15 protein-coding genes are annotated in these 16,927 nt (G+C 68.1%); 7 read left to right on the plus strand and 8 right to left on the minus strand.

Annotation, left to right across the window (positions count from 1 at the left end; translation table 11 throughout):
* Nucleotides 1–34 precede the first annotated feature (34 nt).
* A complete protein-coding gene (locus LDO15_RS18665; RefSeq protein WP_223981017.1) occupies nt 35–907 on the minus strand; it encodes an NAD(P)-dependent oxidoreductase in 873 nt (290 codons plus the stop codon).
* Between the two features lie 210 nt (nt 908–1,117).
* Between LDO15_RS18665 and LDO15_RS18670 the strand changes: the two genes are divergently transcribed.
* Both LDO15_RS18670 and LDO15_RS18675 read left to right on the plus strand, forming a co-directional pair.
* Nucleotides 1,118–1,582, plus strand: a complete 465-nt coding sequence (locus LDO15_RS18670; RefSeq protein ID WP_223981020.1) for a universal stress protein — start codon at nt 1,118–1,120, stop codon at nt 1,580–1,582.
* Between the two features lie 10 nt (nt 1,583–1,592).
* Entirely contained in the window at nt 1,593–2,288 is a 696-nt protein-coding gene (locus tag LDO15_RS18675; protein WP_223981023.1) for an SRPBCC family protein, read from the plus strand.
* An 88-nt stretch (nt 2,289–2,376) separates the two neighbouring features.
* Here LDO15_RS18675 and LDO15_RS18680 read toward each other — a convergent pair whose 3' ends face one another.
* Nucleotides 2,377–3,741: a phosphoribosyltransferase gene (locus LDO15_RS18680; RefSeq protein ID WP_223981027.1), complete on the minus strand. Its 1,365-nt coding sequence runs from the start codon at nt 3,739–3,741 to the stop codon at nt 2,377–2,379.
* Between the two features lie 120 nt (nt 3,742–3,861).
* On the minus strand, nt 3,862–6,597 hold the full coding sequence (gene mgtA, locus LDO15_RS18685; RefSeq protein ID WP_223981030.1) for a magnesium-translocating P-type ATPase: 2,736 nt from the start codon (nt 6,595–6,597) through the stop codon (nt 3,862–3,864).
* Nucleotides 6,598–6,844: 247 nt separating this feature from the next.
* Here mgtA and LDO15_RS18690 point away from each other — a divergent pair, with 247 nt between their 5' ends.
* Complete coding sequence (locus LDO15_RS18690; protein WP_223981034.1) at nt 6,845–7,579, plus strand: GAF and ANTAR domain-containing protein; 735 nt, start codon at nt 6,845–6,847, stop codon at nt 7,577–7,579.
* A gap of 28 nt (nt 7,580–7,607) precedes the next feature.
* Here LDO15_RS18690 and LDO15_RS18695 read toward each other — a convergent pair whose 3' ends face one another.
* The 4 genes from LDO15_RS18695 to LDO15_RS18710 all read right to left on the minus strand — a co-directional run bounded on the left by LDO15_RS18695 (nt 7,608) and on the right by LDO15_RS18710 (nt 10,066).
* Nucleotides 7,608–8,396: an alpha/beta hydrolase gene (locus LDO15_RS18695; RefSeq protein ID WP_223981037.1), complete on the minus strand. Its 789-nt coding sequence runs from the start codon at nt 8,394–8,396 to the stop codon at nt 7,608–7,610.
* 171 nt (nt 8,397–8,567) lie between these two features.
* Entirely contained in the window at nt 8,568–8,777 is a 210-nt protein-coding gene (locus LDO15_RS18700; RefSeq protein WP_223981040.1) for a hypothetical protein, read from the minus strand.
* A 122-nt stretch (nt 8,778–8,899) separates the two neighbouring features.
* Nucleotides 8,900–9,313: a VOC family protein gene (locus LDO15_RS18705; RefSeq protein WP_223981044.1), complete on the minus strand. Its 414-nt coding sequence runs from the start codon at nt 9,311–9,313 to the stop codon at nt 8,900–8,902.
* 186 nt (nt 9,314–9,499) lie between these two features.
* Nucleotides 9,500–10,066, minus strand: a complete 567-nt coding sequence (locus LDO15_RS18710; protein WP_223981047.1) for a type 1 glutamine amidotransferase domain-containing protein — start codon at nt 10,064–10,066, stop codon at nt 9,500–9,502.
* 226 nt (nt 10,067–10,292) lie between these two features.
* Here LDO15_RS18710 and LDO15_RS18715 point away from each other — a divergent pair, with 226 nt between their 5' ends.
* From LDO15_RS18715 to LDO15_RS18725, 3 genes are all read left to right on the plus strand, one after another.
* Complete coding sequence (locus LDO15_RS18715) at nt 10,293–12,167, plus strand: Na+/H+ antiporter (RefSeq protein ID WP_223981050.1); 1,875 nt, start codon at nt 10,293–10,295, stop codon at nt 12,165–12,167.
* Between the two features lie 228 nt (nt 12,168–12,395).
* Entirely contained in the window at nt 12,396–12,644 is a 249-nt protein-coding gene (locus tag LDO15_RS18720; protein ID WP_223981052.1) for a DUF2630 family protein, read from the plus strand.
* A gap of 32 nt (nt 12,645–12,676) precedes the next feature.
* A complete protein-coding gene (locus tag LDO15_RS18725) occupies nt 12,677–13,663 on the plus strand; it encodes a CapA family protein (RefSeq protein ID WP_223981055.1) in 987 nt (328 codons plus the stop codon).
* A gap of 128 nt (nt 13,664–13,791) precedes the next feature.
* On the opposite strand, the gene LDO15_RS18730 is transcribed toward LDO15_RS18725, so the two are convergent.
* Nucleotides 13,792–14,865, minus strand: a complete 1,074-nt coding sequence (locus LDO15_RS18730) for an LLM class flavin-dependent oxidoreductase (RefSeq protein ID WP_223981058.1) — start codon at nt 14,863–14,865, stop codon at nt 13,792–13,794.
* 380 nt (nt 14,866–15,245) lie between these two features.
* On the opposite strand from LDO15_RS18730, the gene LDO15_RS18735 reads away from it, so the two are divergent.
* Nucleotides 15,246–16,679 (plus strand): ammonium transporter, encoded by a 1,434-nt coding sequence (locus LDO15_RS18735; protein WP_223981061.1) that lies wholly within the window; start codon nt 15,246–15,248, stop codon nt 16,677–16,679.
* The last annotated feature ends 248 nt before the right edge of the window (nt 16,680–16,927 follow it).

Here is a 16,927-nt window from a genome sequence, read left to right on the forward strand (position 1 = left end):
CTCCTCAGGGGTCGGTGGATGCGTGGCTGGTGTTTCAGTCTTCGGTCGGGGTGGTCCGGTTCGAGTGGTAGGTCCGCCAGCTGTGCTCGGGGTCGTAGCCGAGGAGGCGCTTGGCCTTGTCGATCGAGAGCATGGTCTCGTGTTCGCCTAGCTCCTTGACCACCTTGACGTTGGGGAAGACCTCGGCGGCCAGGCTGGCACTGGAGCGGCTCATCACGGTGTCCGCGTTGGCGATGATGAACGCCTCGAAGCCGGGCTTGCCGTGCTCCAGGGCGCGGGCCACGGCCTGCGCGCCGTCGCGGCCGTCGATGTACCCCCAGAGGTTCCACTTGCGCAGGGACGCGTCGCGGTCGAATGCGGGGAACTCCTCATAGTCCTCCGGGTCCATCACGTTGGAGAAGCGCAGGCCCGTGATGCTCAGTTCCGGGTCCCAGCGGGTCAGCTGGATGGCCATCTGCTCTTCGAGGTGCTTGACCAGGGAGTAGGTGCTTTCGGGCCGGGCCGGGTACTCCTCGTCCACCGGGATATAGGGAGGATCGACGTCGAACGGCAGTCCCAGCACCGTCTCACTGGAGGCGTAGACAACCTTCTTGATTCCCGCCCGGCGGGCGGCCTGGAACACGTTGTAGGTGGACTGCATGTTGTTCTCGAACGTTGCGGCGTCCGGGGCATGCCCGGGGGCCGGGATCGCGGCAAGGTGCACGACGGCGTCGAACCCGGCGTGGCGGTCCTCCAGGCCAAGGAACACATCCACCACCTGGCCGTAGTTGCGCAGGTCCACCTCCGTGAAGCCTCGGCCGCGCGCCCCGATCCGGTCCAGGTTAGTCACCTCGTGGCCGTCGTCACTGAGCCGCCGCACGACGCTGCGTCCCAGCTTTCCGCTTCCTCCGGTAACAGCAACTCTCATCAGGAACTCCTCGGGTGGCAGGTTCTGCTGACCGTCATGGTCAGTTACATGGTCAAGCACATAGCCAGGCACATTGTCGGGCCGGTGGACCGGCGCCTGGTCCGGCACCGGCAGTCACCGTTCCACCCTAAGGGGAGGCCGGCACGGTGCCCAGCCCCGCGTGACTTTCGGCCCTAGGCAGTCCCCGGGGCAGAAGGAAGGCTGGGGACCATGAACGGTGATCAGCGCATTGTCGTGGGCGTGGACGGTTCCGAGTTTTCGACGACGGCGCTCCGCGTCGCCGGGCGCATGTCCACGAGTCTGAACGTCCCGTTGGAGGTCATCACGTGCCTGGGCACGTCCGATTTCTTCCTGGCATCCCACCTGCCGGAGGACAGCACGCCCACCACGACGCAGCTGGAGGAGACCGCCAAACGCCTCGTCGACCAGGCACTGGAGCGTGCCTTCGGCGAGACGCGTCCGGAGGGACTCACCCGCTCGGTCAAATTCGGGGCCCCGGCCAAGGTCCTGGTCGACGAAAGCCAGAACGCCCAGTTGCTCGTGGTGGGCAGGCGCGGGAAGGGCGGCTTCCTCCATCAGGTCATGGGCTCGGTGAGCGGAGCCTGCGCCGCCCACGCCCACTGCCCGGTGGTGGTGGTCGGCCAGGGAGCGGACGACCGCCGGTCCACCGAATGAGGCCCGTCCCGTGAGCGGTCCGCATATTCCAGCCCGGTTGCGCGGACCGCTCGCGGCGCTCGCTGCGGCAGCGGCCGGCGCCGCTTACGTCCTGGCTGTCCGGCCGCGGCTCCTGCTCTGGGGAGCCACCACGCAGGAGGCCGCCGGGCCGCTCGCCGGGGACGAGATCGTGCCCGCCCCGCGCATGCAGACTACCCGCGCCGTCACCATTGCGGCCCCGGTGTCAGGCGTCTGGCCGTGGCTGGTCCAGTTGGGCGCCGGGCGCGGCGGAATGTATTCCTACGACTGGCTCGAGAACGCCGCGGGCCTGGGCATCCACAGCGCGGACAGGATCCGCCCTGAACTGCAACATCTCAAAGTCGGCGACACCGTCCCGCTCTCCCCCGACGGCGGCCTGACGGTCAGGCTTCTCCAGTCTGAGGCCGTGCTGGGCCTGGGCGGAACCATCGATTTGCGCACGGGGACGATGAGTCCGGCCGGGGTGCTGTCGGCCGGTCCCCGCGTGGACGTCGGCTGGACGTTCGTGCTGCGCCCAATGGGATCCCAGGCCGCCAGGCTCGTGTCCCGCACCCGGTACGACTACTCGCCGCTGGCCGCGGGACTCGTCCTGCGCCCGCTGCTGGAACCTGTGCAGTTCCTGATGGAGCGGCGCATGCTCCTGGGCATCCGCGACAGGGCTGAGGGCCGCAGGTCGCACGGCGCCTGAGCGCTCACGTCTGGGCGTTCCCGTCTGAAAGTTCCCGCCTGAGCGCTCACGCTTGAGCTCTCACGTCTGGGCGTTCCCGCTTGGCCGTTCAGACACCCGCAGCCCGCGGATTCGTGCCCGCCGGGGCCAGCAGATAGTCCACAAACCAGTCCCGTGCCAGGATCGCCGCTGCGGCGAGCGTGCCGGGTTCTTCAAAAAGGTGCGTCGCCCCCTGCACGACGGCGAGCTGGTTGGGGCAGCGCATCATGGCCTTCGCCTTGCGGTTGAGTTCCAGGACCTCATAGTCCAGGCTCCCCACAATCAGCAGCGTGGGCGCGGTCACGGCGGACAGCCGCGGGCCGGCGAGGTCGGGGCGGCCCCCGCGCGAGACGACGGCCGCGATCCGCACCGACGGCTCGGATGCCGCCCACAGCGCTGCCCCGGCGCCCGTGCTGGCCCCGAAGTACCCCACGGCGCAGGAGGCCGTGTCCGCCCGGGTGGCAAGCCAGTCCGTTGCCGAGGACAGCCTGCGGGCCAGGAGTTCGATGTCAAAGACGTTGGCGCGGTGGCGTTCCTCCGTGGGCGTCAGCAGGTCCAGCAGCAGCGTGCCGAGGCCGGCCTGCTGCAGGACGCCGGCCACGTAACGGTTCCGGGGGCTGTGGCGGCTGCTGCCGCTGCCGTGGGCGAACAGCACGACGGCCCGGGCCGGCACCGGAAGGTGGAGCTGGGCCTGGAGCCGCACCCCGCGGGACGGGATTTCCACTTCCTCGTCGACGTCAGCGGCACCTCCGGCGCGCGTCCCCGACGGGGTCCGGGACGGCGGCGGAGAAGACTCCAGCCGCTTGGCCGCAAGATCGAGCAGCCGCACCACCTCGTCGTCGTCAGTGGGCGAGAAGTCACGGTAGTGGTAGCCGACGGCGGTGAACTGGCGGGGCGTCGCCAGGCAGACCACTTCATCCGGTTCGCTCAGGTTGGCCAGGGTCTCCGCCGGGGCCACCGGGACGGCCAGGATCACCCGTGCCGCGCCCTGCTTGCGGGCGATGCGGCATGCCACGCGGGCCGTGGAGCCGGTGGCGATCCCGTCGTCGACGATCACCGCGATGCGTCCGGTGAGGTCGTGCCTGGTCCTGCCCTTCCGGAACAGGACGACCCGGTTTTCCAGCACGGCGCGTTCGCGGTCTTCCACAGCCTGGAGTTCCTCGCCGGTGACCCGCGCGTGGGCCAGGACCTCTTCATCCAGGACCTTGGCGCCGCCCTCACCGATGGCCCCCATGGCGAGCTCGGGCTGGTAGGGAAGCCCGAGCTTCCGCACCACGATCACATCCAGGGGCGCGTCCAGTGCGGCGGCGACCTCAAAGGCGACGGGGACACCGCCGCGCGGCAAGCCAAGGACCACTATGTCCTGGCCCCGCAGTTCCGCCAGACGCCGGCCGAGCTGCCTCCCGGCGTCGACCCTGTCTTCAAAAATGCTCATGGGTTATGGCTTTCCAGTCGAAACGTCGGCCATCGGCCCCCATCAGTTTCTGCGCTGCTGAAACTGGCGTTCCTACGGGCCCTGCGAGCCCGAAAATGGACCAGGTGGCCGCTTCCTCAACTATCCGCCCGCGGCCGTAACCCTGTGAGGGCCTTTATGCCCGGTTTTGCGTCTGCGGCGCCAGCCCGGGCCGCGGTTGACGAGCAGCGGCCTGGCCACGGAAGTGCTGAAGCGTGCGGCCCGGCGCGCAATGCGGTGGGTCCGGCCGCGGAGGCGGACGGCCGCAGGCCTGGGCGGGACCGGCTGCTGTGCGGCCCGGGCATAGAACCAGACTTTGGCTATTTCAACGAGCACCAGATACACCGCCGCCATCCCGAGCAAAGCGAGGAAGAACGGGACCGGCAGCGGATCGAACCCCAGCACGCCGGCCAGTGGCGAGAACGGCAGGTATACCCCGAGGGCCACCACGCCCAGGGATGCCCCGACCAGCCCCGCCGAGGGCCTGCTCCGGAAGAAGGGCACCCGTCGGGTCCGGATGACGAAGATGATCAGCGTCTGCGTGACGATCGACTCGATGAACCAGCCGGCGCGGAATTCGCCGGGAACCGCGTCGAAGACAAACAGCATCAGCGCGAAGGTCGCGAAGTCGAAGATCGAGCTGATGGGACCAAACAGGAACATGAAGCGGCGGATGAAGCCGATGTCCCAGTGCGACGGGGCGAGCAGCTGCTCCTTGTCCACCCGGTCCCCCGGGATGGCCAGCTGGCCGGCATCGTAGAGCAGGTTGTTCAGCAGGATCTGGCCCGGCAGCATCGGCAGGAAACTCAACACCACGGAGGCCGTGGCCGCGCTGAACATGTTGCCGAAATTACTGGAGGTGCCCATCAGGACGTACTTGATGGTGTTGGCGAAAATCCGCCGGCCCTCCATGACGCCTTCGGCCAGGACCCCCAGGTCCTTGTCGAGCAGGACGACGTCCGCGGCGTCCTTGGCGACGTCGGTGGCGCTGTCGACCGAGATGCCGATGTCCGCGGCGTGCAGGGCCAGGGCGTCATTGACGCCGTCGCCCATGAACCCCACGGCGCCGCCGCTTTGCCGCAGCAGCCGGATGATCCGGGCCTTCTGCTCGGGCGAAACGCGGGCGAAGATGCTGGCCTCCCGCGCCGCTGCGGCCAGTTCGGGATCGGACATGGCCTCCACCGCGGCGCCGCTGAGCGTTCCGCCGGAGAGGACACCGAGTTCGTCGCAGACCTTTTCGGCGACCCTGGCGTTGTCGCCGGTGGCGATCTTGACCATGATCCCGAGCGCCTCGAGCTGGTCCAGGGAAGCCCGGGCGTTGGCTTTGGGCCGGTCCAGGAAGATGAGGAACCCGGCCAGGACCAGGTCCTTCTCGTCAGCCGGCGTCAGGTCCGAGAGCCCCTCCGCGGGCCGGGTGCCGACGGCCACCACCCGGGATCCGGCGTCGAACTGCTTGTCCAGCATTGCCTGCACGTCCGCGGGGGTGCCCGTGCAGAGGGCGAGGACGTCTTCCGGTGAGCCTTTCGTGATGATGCGGGCCGGCCCGCCGGCCTCCCGTACCAGCACGCTGGTCCGGCGGCGCTGATGGTCGAAGTCAATGACGTCGACGCGCTCGTAGCGCTCGGGCCGGAAGGCCGCGGCGTCCGGTGATTCCCACAGGGCGGCATCCAGCGGGTTCATGCCGACTGTGGAGAGCCTCGCCCCGGCGTAGTCGGCCTCCGTGGCCAGCAAGCCGAGCGTGAGCAGTTCGGCGGGCGGGACACCCGGTGCGGCGGGCAGCGCGGCGGTGAAACTGATCCGGCCCTCGGTCAGCGTCCCGGTCTTGTCTGTGACCAGGATGTCCATGTCGCCCAGGTCCTCGATGCAGACCAGCCGCTTCACCAGGACCTTGCGCCGGGCCAGCTGCCGGGTTCCCGTGGCCAGGCTGGTGCTGACCACCGCGGGCAGCAGCTGCGGGGTGATGCCGACCGCGATCGCCAGGGAGAACAGCAGCGATTCGATCACGGGCCGGTGCAGCAGCAGGTTCGCGACGAAGATCAGCGAGGTCAGCCCGATGGCCACCTGCAACAGCAGGAACGAGAAGCGCTTCAGGCCCAGCTGGAACTCGGTCTGCGGCTGCCGTTCGCCCAGGCCCAGTGCGATCCGGCCGAATTCCGCCCGCCCTCCGGTGGCGACCACCACCGCGGTGCAGCTGCCGGACTGGATCACGGTACCCATGAAGAGGCAGCTGCTCAGGTCCGCCAGGGGCGCATCCTGCGGCACGGGCGCCGGGTCCTTGGCAACCGGCAGCGATTCCCCGGTCAGGATGCTTTCGTCGCACAGGAGGTCCTTCGCCGTCAGCACCCGCATGTCGGCCGGAATGATCGCGCCGATCCCGAGATGGACGACGTCGCCGGGCACCAGCGCGGTGACGTCGATTTCGTCCGGCATTCCGTCGCGGACGACGACGGCGCGGTGCGTGACGCGCGAATGCAAGGCTTCCGCAGCGCGTTCGGCCCGGAATTCGTTGCTGAACCCCAGCCCGACGCTGACCAGCAGGATCACGCCGATGACGATCGCGTTTGTGGCGTCCCCGAGGAACAGCGAAAGTCCTGCGGTAATGAGCAGAAGGATCAGGATGGGGCTGGCCAGCTGCCGGCCCAGCACTGACCACGCGCTGGCCATGTGGGTCCGCACTGCGTTCGGCCCAAGTGCCGTGAGGCGCCGGTCTGCTTCGCCGCGGGTCAGTCCGTTCTCGCCCGAACCCAGCTCGTCCAGCACGGCGGCCGCGGGCCGGGCCGCGGCGCGGGAGATCGCCAGCGGGGCGGAGTGTGAGTCCTTGACGTCGAGGTCTGGCATGCGGAATCCGTTCACGACAATTCGTTTAAGGCACAGCCTACGTGCCTGAGCTGAACGGTTCAGGTGCCTTTGGTCCCCGGCCCCGTGTGGAGCCTGCGTGCCCGGATGTATATACTCTCCCGGTACGGTTTTGCAGCAAGCCGTTGGATTGTTCTTCGATCCGGCCGGCCGCTGCCTATCCGCCACTTGCCGCGGTGGGAAGCACCGCCGGGTCGTCTTGACCTGAGTGAAACGGCACAACAGATAAGTGGTCAGCGAGTCAACCGCAAATTCAATCACCCGGCACCTGCAGGAACTGGTGCTCAGCAGCTCCGACGTCGAGGAGTTCCTTGGCGAGCTCGCCCGGATGTCGGCGCGCAGCTTGTCAGAGCCCGGGGACGAGATCCTGTGCGGCATCACGCTCCTGCGGCACAGGAAGGCGGCCACCGTCGCCAGCAGCAGCCCCGCCGCGCAGGCCATGGATGAAATCCAGTACGCCTTTGGTGACGGCCCCTGCATGACGGCATCCCGGGAGCAGGAAGCTGTCCATATTGAGGACCTTGAACGCGACGGCCGCTGGCCGCAGTACGCCGCGACGGTGCGCGGACACGGCTTCCGGTCCATCCTGGCGCTGCCGTTCCTGCTGGAGGGCGAAACCCGCGCCGCCTTGAACCTGTATTCGCACCGGCCGGGCCGGTTCGATGACCGCGCCACGGAACTGGCGTGTGATTTCGTCCATCAGACGTCCATGGCCCTGCGGCTCGCGGTCCGGTTCGCGCACAGCAGCGATACAGCCGCCAACCTCATGGCCAGCCTGGAAACGCGGACCGGAATCGACGTTGCCGTCGGGATCATCATGGCGCAGAACCGCTGCAGCCAGGTCGAGGCGTTCGAACTCCTGAAGTCGGCGTCAAGCGCCCGGAACATCAAGCTCCACGCCGTCGCGGCCGGGGTGGTCGAGTCACTGGGCCAGGGCCCCACCCGGACGCACTTCGAGGCCTAGCAGCACTGCCCGCCGGCGTTTATCGGCCCTAGTGTCCCGGCAGCGGCTCACCCGCCGGCGCACGAAGGCCCGTGAATGCCAGGATCGCGTCCCGCACCTCTACGGCCCGGGTGTGCTGGACGACGTGCCCTGTCCCCTGTACCTCCACCAGCTGCCCCCGGCGGACGAGCCCGGCCAGCCGGCGGCTCCAGTCCGCGTCCGCCACGGGGTCGTTGGCGCCCCGAAGCACGAGGACCGGCGCAGTGACGCCGGCGAGCCTCTGCACAAGGGGGTACTCCATCATGACCCGCAGGGTTTTGAAGTACCAGACGGGTCCGCAGCGCAGGTAATCGGTGAGAACCAAGGCGTTTGAGGAGGGGCTTTCACAGAACACGGCGTCCCGGCCCAGCGCCAGGGCCTGCTGCGCCACCGTGCCGCGTTTGGGGTCCACCACCGGCCCCATCAGGACCAGTTGCTGGATCCGTCCGGGCTCCTGGAGGGCCGCCTCGGTGGCGGACTGTGTACCCATCGAGTGGCCCACGAGCACGAATTCGCTCACGCCAAGCTGTTCCGTGGCGCCAAGAATGTAGCGGGCGTGATCGGCGACGGAGAGCGTGTGCCCGGGCCGGGGGGTGGCGCCGAAACCCGGCAGGTCTATGGAATAGGTGTCCATCGAGGCGGCCAGGAGCCGATGCAGCCGGCGCAGGTAGCGGTGTGACGCGCCTATTCCGTGGATGAGCACGACGGCGGGCGCAGGCCCGCCGCCCGGTGCCTTCGACGCGAAAACGTGGCCGGCGTGGCCTGCCGCCGACACTTCCCTGCGGACCGGGTCGGTCATGCGCTGCGTGGGCGCAACAGGCTGCGCGGGTACGGGCGGGAGCGCGTGGCAACTGCCGGTGTCATGGGTGCTCGTTTCGTCGCAGACTGGTCAATGCAGTCTATTGAGCGTGCTGCCCGGACGCCGGACGCCATGCAGAAAAGCCAGTCCGCCCCGAACGGTTCACCCGGGTCAGTCGTCCCGTTTGTCCCGCTCTTCGAACTCCTCGTCGAGGTCGTAGTGCCGGAATTCCGTCTCCGGGTTCGGTTCACCCTCCGCGACGTACTCATAGTCCAACTGCCGCTGGACCTGGCTGTCGAGGACCTGGAGATCCTTATCCGGGACCTTGCTGAGGTCCTCGGGGAATTCATCATCAGGACTGAGGTGCAGCTTCTCGGTCATTGCATGCCTCTCCCGGCCAGGAGGATGGACTCGAACCTGCACTAACCTGGCCGCCTTCAGGATAGCGCTAACTCCCGGCCGGGCCGAGGGGCTGCCCCCGGGGTCGCCTGCGTCAGCCCGCCCTAGGCGACCTCGGGACCGACGTTCACCAGCCAGTCCACGCCGAACTTGTCCTTGCACATGCCGAAGATGTCGCCCCAGGGTGCCCGGTCCAGGGGCATGGCGATGGTGCCGCCGTCGGCCAGCTTGTCGAAGTAGCCGCGGAGCTCCTCTTCATCGGACCCGCTCAGGGACACGGAGAAGTTATTGCCGGGGGTGAAATCCATGCTGTTGGGCGTGTCCGCGCCCATGAGCACCATGCCGCCGTCGGTCCGGAGCTGGGCGTGCATGATCTTCTCCTGCTCAGCAGGGTCTTCGCTGGCGTGGTACTCGGCGAAGGTACTCATGGTCAGTTCCCCGCCGAATACCGACTGGTAGAACGTCATGGCGTCCTTCGCGTTGTCGCGGAAGCCGAGGTAGGGATTGAGTGTGGTCATCTGCGGGGCTCCATTCTGTTGGGGTGCCGCTGGTGGGGAAGCCGGCCGGGCCGGCAGCGACGACGGTACACCGCATATCCTGCCCCAAAACGGACAGTGTGGGTAGGTGCCCTGCAGAAGAGGCAAACCGCAGCATCCGACGCCGGTGCGCACCGGCGTCGGATGCTGCGGGGCCCCGAAAGGAGGCTAGGCCGTCTGCCCGGCGTGCTCGCCTTCGGCGATTTCCTCCAGGAGTTTGGCGTTGAAGGCCGGCAGGTCATGCGGGTTGCGGCTCGTCACCAAACCCTGGTCCACCACGACTTCCTGGTCCGTCCAGTTCGCACCGGCGTTCTTAAGGTCCGTCTGGAGCGTGTGATAGGAGGTCAGGTTCCTGCCGCGGACCACCCCCGCATCGATGAGCAGCCACGGGCCGTGGCAGATGGAGGCGACCGGCTTGTGCTGCTCAAAGAAGGCCCGGGTGAACGCCTGGGCATCTTTGTCAACGCGGAGGTGGTCGGCGTTGACCACGCCGCCCGGGATGACGAGGGCATGGAAGTCGGCGGCATCGGCCTGCCCGGCGGCGAGGTCGACGGCGAACTTCTGGCCCTTCTCCGTGCCGTTGTAGCCCTGAAGCTCCCCGCTCTTGGGCGAGACCAGGGTGGGCACTCCGCCGGCGTCCTTCACGGCATTCCACGGGCTGGTCAGCTCCACTTGCTCCACACCATCCGTCAGCAGGAATGCGACTTTCTTGCCCGAAATATTGTGCTGTGACATGGGTCCTCCTCGTGCCGGGCGAGGGCCCGGGCAGCGTTTGGTCCGCGTCCGGCGCCCGCGCAAAGAATCAGTTGGCTTGCAGTCTCGATGGGCTGCAGTCTCAGTTGGCTGGCAATCTCAATGGGCTGGCATTCTCAACTCTAGGAAGCGGCAAAGTAATAAGCAAGCTGATAATTTGGCCTGCGCTTCACGCCGGCCGGGAGCGGCAAGCTGACAGAATGGGCCAATGGAAGTCGCGTTCGGGCTGCTGGCCCTCGTTGCCATAGTCTGCGCCTGCAGCGCGCTTGGCCACAAGATCAACGTCTCCGTCCCGCTGCTGCTGGTGCTGGTCGGCGTCCTGTGTTCTTTCCTCCCGTTCGTCCCGACGATCGAGCTGAACCCCGAACTGGTGCTGATTGGGCTTCTGCCGCCGCTGCTGTACGCGGCGGCGCTGCAGACCTCGCTGTTCGATTTCGGCTCCAACCGCCGCGCCATCGGCCTGCTGTCGGTCGGCTACGTCATCTTCGGCACGGTTGGCATCGGCTTGGTGGTCGCCTGGCTGTTTCCCGAGATTCCGCTGGCGGCGGCCATGGCACTGGGCGCCGTCGTCGCGCCGCCGGACGCCGTGGCGGCGACCGCCATTGCACGAAAAGTGGGCATGCCCCGCAGGATTGTCACCATCCTGGAGGGCGAGTCCCTGGTCAACGACGCCACGGCGCTGGTCTGCCTTCGGGCCGCCATCGCCGCGATCGCCGGAACGGTTTCCGCCGCGGCGATCGCCGGCGGCTTCCTCCTTGCGGCCGGCGGGGGCCTGGTGGTGGGCATTGCCGCGGCCTACGTGCTCACCGGGCTCCGCAAGCGGATCCGCAACGTAGCCATCAATACCTCCACTTCCCTGGTCGCGCCGCTCGTGGCCTATCTCCCGGCGGAAGCGATCCATGCCTCCGGCGTTCTGGCCGTGGTCGTCACCGGGCTGATTATGGGTACCAAAGCGCCGTCCATGCCGAACGGGGCCGCGCGGCTGAGCCAGCGCAGCAACTGGAACACGGTCCAGTTCCTGCTGGAGAACTCCGTTTTCCTCCTGATCGGGCTGCAGGTCCGCACGATCATCGAGGGCGTCCAGGATGATTCACTGGGTGCGGACCGGATCTGGACCGGCTGCGCCGTGGTGCTGCTGGCCGTGCTGGTCCTGCGCCCGGTCTGGGTCTTTCCGGCAACATACCTGCCCCGGCTCCTTCCCGCGGTCCGGCGCAAGGATCCCGCCCCGCCCTGGCAGTTTCCCGCGATCGTCTCCTGGGCCGGCATGCGCGGCGTGGTGACGCTTGCCGCCGTCCTGGTCCTGCCGGCAGAGCTGGAGCACCGGTCCGTCCTGATCCTGATGGCCCTCGTGGTGGTGGGCGGAACCCTCACCCTGCAGGGCTTCACACTCCCGGCCCTGGTCCGGGTCCTGCGAGTGAAGGGGCCGGATCCGCGCGAGGACGCGCTCAACCAGGCCTCACTCATGCAGCTGGCCACGGCTGCGGGCGTGCAGCGGCTGCAGGAACTGCGGTCCGACTCGGATCCCCCGGAAGTCGTGGCGATGCTGAAACGCCGCACGCAGGAGCGCGGACTGGCCGCGTGGGAGCGGCTGGGCCGTCCGTCCACGGAAGCCGCCACTCCCAGCCAGCGTTACGCCCAGCTGCGGCTGGCAATGCTGGACGCCGAACGTGCCAAGGTCCTCGAGCTGAGGCGCGGCGGCGAATACGCCCACGAGGTCCTGGTCGGCGTCCTTGACCGGCTGGACGTCGAAGAATCCATGCTGGACGCCGCGCTGGAGGAACCGGATGCCTCCGGCGGGGGCGGCGGCGAGGGGATCGCACGGCCCGGCGGGGTGTGTCCCCACCTGGAGTCGGCCCCGGACCCGGCGGTGCCGCCGGCCCCCTTCTGCGCCGCGTGCCAGCGGGAAGGGACGACGCCGGTCCACCTGCGGATGTGCGTGCATTGCGGCAACGTGGCCTGCTGCGATTCCTCGCCGGGAACCCATGCCTACAAGCACTTCAAGTCCACAGGCCACCCCGTCATGCGCAGTATTGAGCCGGACGAGGACTGGCGCTGGTGCTACGCTGACGAGCTCCTCGGCTAGCTCAGGTCAGGCCAGGGCAGCGGCGCCGGACACCGGCGCCGGGCAGGTGCCAGGCAGGTGCCAGTCCCGGCCGGGGCCGGGAACGGGCAGGTGCGTGCCGCAGGAGCCCCTGTTCACGGCCGTTTCCCCTCCGTAGGCTGGGAAGGGGCCTGCCGAGGGGCCCGGCCCGCCGCCACCGGCCGGGAACGGCACGAGAATGGCACGAGAACCGGACGAAAAGAGGACACCGTGGACAACCAAGACATCCTGGAGCGCATCAAGGCTTTGGTGGAGGAAGAACACGGCCTCCGCGAAGGCTCCGCCCAGCCCGGCGCCGGGACCGGAGCCCCGGACCTCTTAAGGCTGCAGCAGGTGGAAGAACAGCTTGATCAGTGCTGGGACCTGCTGCGCCAGCGGCGCGCGAAAAAGGACTACGGTGAGAACCCCGACGAGGCGGAGGTGCGGCCGGTCAGCGAGGTCGAGGGCTACCAAAGCTAGCCCTTGGCCATGACCTGACGGGCCGGATTGCCATGCAGATCGCACTCATGGGAGATGTCATGCTGGGACGGCTGGTGAACCGCCACCTGGCAACGGCCAACCCTGCCTATCCCTGGGGGGACACGCTGGAGCTCCTGCAGCAGGCGGACCTTCGCATCGCCAACCTCGAGTGCGTCCTGGCGTCCGGCGGCGAGCCCGAGCCCGGCAAGGCCTTCCACTTCCGTTCAGACCTGAAGAACGTGGCCAGCCTGCTCGCCGCCGGGATCGACGTCGTCTCGCTCGCCAACAACCATGTCCTGGATTTCGGCGAGGACGCGTTCCGGGAAATGTTCCCGGCGCTTGACGGCCACGGCATCCTGCATGCCGGGGCGGGCCCGGATCTGGACGCGGCCCGCCGGCCGGCCGTACGGCGCGTGGGCGCCGCCGCCGTCGGATTCATTGCCTTCACAGACAACCAGCCCGACTGGGCAGCCGGCGACAGGTCCCCCGGGATTTACTACGTGCCCGTGGAGGACGACGGCGGCGAGCGCGGCGCGGCGCTCCTGGACGGGCTGCTGGGCCTGGTCCGGCGGACCAAGGCCCGCGTCCAGCTTCTCATCGTGTCGGCCCACTGGGGCGGCAACTGGGGCGCCGACGTCCCGGACAGGCACCAGGAGCTCGCACGGGACCTCATAGAGGCCGGGGCCGACGTCGTGTTCGGCCACTCGCCGCATATCTTCCGCGGCGTCGGGATTCACCGGAACCGTCCGATCATCTACAGCGCCGGGGACTTCGTGGACGACTACGCCGTGGACCCCGACGAGCGCAATGACCAGTCGTTCCTGTTCATGCTCGAAACCCAAGGCACCGAACCCCGCACGCTGCGGCTGTATCCCACCGTCATCGCCGGCTTCCAGGCCCGCCTGGCCCAAGGGCCGGCGCCCCATATTGCCGCCCGGATGCAGCGGCTGAGCACCCACCTGGGGACACGCAGCGGCTGGAACGCGTCCCGCCGCTGCCTCGAGATTCCGCTCGAGTAGCAGGGACTCAAACCCTGACACCAGCACTGACATCAACACTGGCACCCACAGCGGCCCCGTGCCGTGCAGAGCCGGCGGACGACGGCGGTGCTCCGCCGTCGTCCGCCGGCTGTCAGACCGGCAGGCTGTCAGACCGGCTGGTTGCCGGGCCGGGTGTCTGCCAGCCCGGCGGAGGCCTCACGGTTGACGGCGGGCATGATTTCCGTGGCGAGCAGTTCAATGGACCGGGCCGTCTCGGCAAACGGCAGGCCGCCCAGACCGATCTGGGCCAGGTACCGGGTGTTCCCCAGCGTCTGGTGGATCTCCAAAAGTTTCTCGGTGATCTGCTGTGGGCTCCCGACCAGCAGCCCGCCGCCAGGTTCGGTCCAGGAATCGAACGTGGACCGGGGGAAGTGGTCGACGGGACGTGGCATGTTTTGCTCGAAGTAGGCCCGGTAGTAAGGGTAAAAGGTGTCGCGCGCCTGCTGTGATGTCGGTGCCGCGTAGAAGTGGCCGCCGGCCCCCACAGGGAGCGCGTCGGCGTGGCCTGCAGCGGCTGCGCTCTCGCGGTACAGCTCAACGAGGCGGCGGAAGCGGGCCGGCCCTGACAGCAGGGCGATGAACAGGGGAAGCCCCAGCCGGCCCGCCCGGGAAAAGCTCGCCGGGGTGCCGCCGACGCCCACCCAGACCGGAAGTCTCTGCTGCACCGGGCGCGGGGCGATGTCCATGCCCGGGATGCTCTGGGTCAGTTGTCCTGTCCACTGCACGGAGGCGTTGTCCCGGGCGTTGTCCCGCAGTTCCAGCAGCAGGCGCAGCTTCTCATCGAACAGGGCGTCGTAGTCGTCGAGGTTGTGGCCGAACAGCGGATAGGACTCCACGAACGCGCCGCGGCCTGCGATGATCTCGGCCCGGCCGTCGGAGATCAGGTCCAGCGTGGCGAACTGTTCGAAGAGCCGCACCGGGTCCTGGGTGGAGAGCACCGTCACGGCTGTGCCCAGCCGGAGATTGGTTGTTTCCCGGGCGATCGCGGCCAGGACGATTTCCGGGGCCGAGAGGGCGAAGTCGCGCCGGTGGTGCTCCCCCAGCCCCAGGAAGCCGAGGCCCGCCTGGTCGGCCAGCTTCGCGAGCTCGATGATCTCTTTCAGCCGCTGCTGCGGGGACAGCGCGGCACCAGTGCTGCTGTTGCGGGAAAGCTCGCCGAAAGTGAAGATACCAAAGTCCATATTTATTGAACATTCAATCATTTGAATTCATTCCTGGCGGCTTCCTGCAGCCGCGGCACCCCTCCCGCCGGGGCAAAAAGGCGCCGGAAATCCGCCGCGCCGGCGCCTCACGGCCCGGGGGCACGGGAATCCTCCACACCCCTCGCCGTTCCGCCCCCTCCGCCGCCGACGGCCCGGGGCCGGCCGGCGGTCGCAAGAGGTTCCGTTTACATTCCCGAAACATGGCGGTCACGTGATCTTCACGCCATCGCGATTCCTGTAACTTGCCCGCAACTTTTTGCCTCATTGCCGGAAACATGGCTCCGCGAGGATTAAACCCGGATCGGGGGGCCGGCGGCGACGTGTCCCGGTACGGAAGACTGACGAGAAGGGACCCGCCGGTGGAACTCACTGCTGGAAGCGTCTGGATGATTGTGTCGGCGGCGCTCGTTCTGCTGATGACCCCCGCACTTGGCCTCTTCTACGGCGGTATGACCCGCGCCAAGGCCTCGCTCAACATGATGATGATGAGCTTCATCTCGATCGGGATCGTCGGCGTCGTGTGGGTCCTCTGGGGCTACTCGATGACCACCGGCCAGGGCGTCCTCGGTGTGTTCGGCAATCCGTTCGCCAGCTTCGGACTGAGCAACGTCATCGGCTCGCCGGACCTGATCAAGGCGGGCTACAGCGCCACGTTCGCCATCATCACCGTAGCCCTCATCAGCGGCGCCATCGCGGACCGCGCGAAGTTCACCTCCTGGGCCTTGTTCATCCCCGTCTGGATCACCCTGGTTTACTGCCCGCTGGCCTTCATGGTCTGGGGCGGGGGCCTCATGAGTGCCGGCGGCGCCGTCAGCGCCGTCTTCGGCCAGGTCATCGACTTCGCCGGCGGCACCGTCGTGGAAATCGCGTCCGGCACCGCCGCACTGGTTCTGGTCCTGATCCTTGGCAACCGGCACGGCTTCGGCAAAGACCCCGGCCACCGGCCCCACAACATCCCCTTCATCATGCTCGGCGCGGGCATCCTCTGGTTCGGCTGGTTCGGTTTCAACGCCGGCGCCGCCACCACCGTGCAGCAGGCCGGCCTGATCTGGGTGAACACCCTGGCTGCCCCCGCCGCGGCCATGATCAGCTGGCTGGTCACGGAGAAGATCCGCCACGGCCACCATACCTCCCTGGGCGCCGCGTCCGGCGCGGTCGCCGGGCTTGTGGCCATCACGCCTTCGTGTGCCAACATCAGCCCGCTCGCCGCGCTGGGCCTTGGCTTCGTGGCCGGTGCCGCCTGCGCCGTGTTCGTGGACCTGAAGTTCAAGTTCGGCTTCGATGACTCGCTCGACGTCGTCGGCGTCCACCTCGGAGGCGGTCTCATCGGCACCCTCGCACTCGGTTTCGTCGCCCTCCCGGTGGACGGCGAAGGCGGCGGCCTCTTCTACGGCGGCGGGCTCCACCAGGTGATCGCGCAGACCGTGGCGGTCCTCATCACGGTGGCCGTGTCAGGCCTCGGGACCGCGGTAATCGGACTCGCCATCCACAAGACAATCGGGTTCCGGGTCAGCCACGAGGACGAACTCGCTGGCGTCGACCGGTCCGAGCACGCCGAGACCGCGTACGCTTTTGCTGAGCTCGGTTTCAGCCGGTTCAACCCGTTCGGCCACCACGTCAGCGCAACGCACGCCGTGCATGCCGCGACGGCAGCCCACGCCGCCGCCCGCGAAACGGACAATGCGCCGGTGCCTGCCGATCGAGACAGTGCCGCTCAACACAGTGCCGCTCAACACAGTGCCGATGAAAACAGGGCCGCTAACCACAGCGCCAGGGAAGACAGCCTCGTCTGAGGCGGCGGCTGTGGCCAGCGCAGCGATCAGGCCAGCGATAAGTCCAGGCGAACAGCGCAGCGGACGACGGCGGATTTCCCGCCGTCGTCCGCTGCGCTGTTTTCTCTGGCGCCTGGCCGGCGCCGATTCGGGGCGACGCGTCCAGGACGGTCCGCAAGTTTTTCCAAAGGTCCCTGTGTATCGCATGGCCGGAGGCCCTAAGATGTTGGGCGGGGGGCACTCGAATTAGCGAACTCGCTTATGGGAGG

Origin of the sequence: Arthrobacter sp. NicSoilB8, from assembly GCF_019977355.1 — a bacterium.
GTDB lineage: Bacteria > Actinomycetota > Actinomycetes > Actinomycetales > Micrococcaceae > Arthrobacter.